This window comes from Mesorhizobium sp. M1A.F.Ca.ET.072.01.1.1, assembly GCF_004023325.1.
In the GTDB taxonomy this organism is placed as follows: Bacteria; Pseudomonadota; Alphaproteobacteria; order Rhizobiales; family Rhizobiaceae; genus Mesorhizobium.
In genome coordinates, this window is the sequence record NZ_RZSF01000558.1 from 1 (window position 1) to 2,570 (window position 2,570).

3 protein-coding genes are annotated in these 2,570 nt (G+C 65.7%); all 3 read left to right on the forward strand.

Features of this window, described 5'->3' with window-relative positions:
• The first annotated feature begins 100 nt into the window (after positions 1–100).
• Positions 101–628: a copper chaperone PCu(A)C gene (locus tag EOA32_RS36195; protein WP_095783553.1), complete on the forward strand. Its 528-nt coding sequence runs from the start codon at positions 101–103 to the stop codon at positions 626–628.
• Positions 629–654: 26 nt separating this feature from the next.
• A complete protein-coding gene (locus EOA32_RS36200; RefSeq protein WP_095780096.1) occupies positions 655–1,173 on the forward strand; it encodes a YcnI family protein in 519 nt (172 codons plus the stop codon).
• Positions 1,174–1,225: 52 nt separating this feature from the next.
• Positions 1,226–2,570, forward strand: a 1,345-nt coding sequence (locus EOA32_RS36205) for a copper resistance CopC/CopD family protein (RefSeq protein ID WP_128374228.1), incomplete at its 3' end; no start/stop codon positions are given.

Genomic DNA, 2,570 nt, shown 5'->3' on the forward strand with positions numbered 1-2,570 from the left:
GTCTGACAAAAACCCGCGAAACCTTTCGCGGGCGCATTCATCCAAGATCAGACTGCTCGCGGCCGGATCACGGCGCGATCTCATACTCATGGAGCAACCCATGTCCAATCTTCTTCCCGCCGCGCGAGCGCAAGCTCGTCCGCGCGGTTTCGAACGGCTCGGCCTTGCCGTGTTCGCTCTTCTCCTGTTCGCATGCGTTCCCGGCGCCCAGGCGCATGAATTCAAGGCCGGTGACCTGGAGGTCGGGCACCCGTGGTCGCGCGCAACGCCGCCGGGCGCCAAGGTGGCCGGCGGCTATTTCACCGTCACCAACAAGGGCGGCTCGCCCGACCGGCTGCTGTCGATTTCCTCCGACATCTCCGACAAGGCCGAATTGCATGAGATGAGTGTCAAGGACGGCGTCATGACGATGCGGCCGGTGAGCGGCGGGCTCGTGATCCCGGCCGGCGGCAAGGTCGCACTGAAGCCGGGTGGCTATCACCTGATGTTCATCGGCCTGAAGCGACAGCCCAAGCAGGGCGAGAAATTCCCGGCCACGCTGACCTTCGAGAAGGCCGGCAGCGTCAAAGTCGAGTTCGCCGTCGAGGGCATGGGCGAGACGGGCGGCATGGACGATCACGCCGAGTGATCATTTCGAAATTAGAGGGACAATTCATGAAGAAGTATCTTTTGGCGGTGGGCGCGGTTCTGGCGCTCGGAACAAACGCCGCGCTTGCGCACATCACGCTCGAAACTCAGGAAGCGGCCGTCGGCTCGACCTATAAGGCCGTGCTGCGCGTGCCGCATGGCTGCGAGGGCAAGGCGACGACCGCGGTGCGCGTGCAGATTCCGGAAGGCGTCATTTCGGTCAAGCCGATGCCAAAGCCCGGCTGGACGCTGCAGACCAAGAAAGGCCGATACGAGAAATCCTACCAGCTCTATGGCGAGACGCTGACCACCGGCGTCAAGGAAGTCGACTGGAGCGGCGGCAACCTGCCGGACGAATTCTATGACGAGTTCATTTTCCGTGCTTCGCTCGCCGCCGATCTTCCGGCCGGCCAGATGCTCTATTTCCCGGTGGTCCAGGAATGCGGCGATGCCGCCGATCGCTGGATCGAGATTCCGGCGGCGGGACAGGATGAGGATGCACTGGAAAATCCGGCGCCCGGCATCAAATTGCTGCCGAAGAAATGATCTCTCGATGGCGCGTCCCATTCGGGCGCGCCGTCCCTTCTCGAAAGACCGCATGAACGCAGCAGCAACTTTCCCAATCCGCCTGACGGGCATGCGCATCGGGCCAGTCGCCAGCGGCCTGTTCGCGGCTTTCGTACTCGTGCTGCTGCTGGTGCTACCCGGCCGCGCCCTCGCGCATGCGGCCTTGGTCGCGACCGATCCGCCCGATGGTGCGGTGCTGTCGCAGAGTCCCGCGCGGTTCTCGCTGACCTTCAGCGAGCCGGTTTCGCCCCTGGTGCTCACTCTGGTGCGGCCGGACGGCACGCAACTTTCGCTGACCTCCTTCCGGCTCAACGATCAGACCGTCGAGATCGATAATCCGGAGACGCTCAAATCCGGCACGCATGTGCTGAGCTGGCGGGTGATTTCGGAGGACGGCCATCCGGTCGGCGGCTCGGCGCTGTTTTCCGTCGGCGCGCCAAGTGCTGCGCCGGTAGCGGGCGACGCCGTCGATTTGTCGCTGCGCACGGCAATCTGGATCGGTAAGCTCCTTCTCTATGCCGGGCTGTTCCTCGGCGCCGGCGGCGCCTTCGCGCTCGCCTGGCTCGCTGGAGACTGTCGCTGCGGCCAGGGTTTCGTTATCGGCGCTCTTCTGTGCGGACTGGCCGCCGCCCCGTTCTCGCTCGGATTTCAGGGGTTGGACGCGCTCGGCGCGCCGCTCGCCCGGTTTGCGGCGCCCACCGTGTGGGAGACCGCGCTTGCCACCAGCTTCGGCTGGACGGTGCTTGCCGCCCTGATTGCACTCGGCCTTGCCTTGCTGTCCCTCGCCGGACCGCGCGCTCTTGGCAAGCTGCTTGCGCTCGCCGGGCTCGTCGGTGTGGGCACGGCGCTTGCGGCAAGCGGCCACGCCAGCGCCGCCGAGCCGCAATGGCTGACGCGGCCGCTCGTTTTCCTGCATGGCACAGCCATCGCCTTCTGGAGCGGCGCGCTCGCGCCGCTCGGCCTTGCGTTGCGCTATCAGCCGGCGGAGGCCAAAATCTTCTTGCGCCGGTTTTCGCGCGCGATCCTGCCCGTGGTTGCCGTGCTTGCGATAAGCGGCATCGTGCTGGCGATCATCCAAGTGCGCGAACCGGCAGCGCTCATCAACACCGCCTATGGCCGCCTGCTGCTGCTGAAACTGGCCCTGCTTTTGTTCCTGTTCACCCTTGCCTCCGTAAACCGATGGACGCTGACCGCGCCGGCCGAAACGGGCGACACGGAAGTGCAGCGGCGGCTGGTGCGTTCGATCGGCATCGAGACGCTGATCGTGCTTGCCATCTTCGGCGTCGCCGCCGGCTGGCGCTTCACGCCGCCGCCACGCGCGCTGGCGATCGCCGCAGCGCAGCCGGCCTCGATCCACATCCACACCCTGCAGGCGA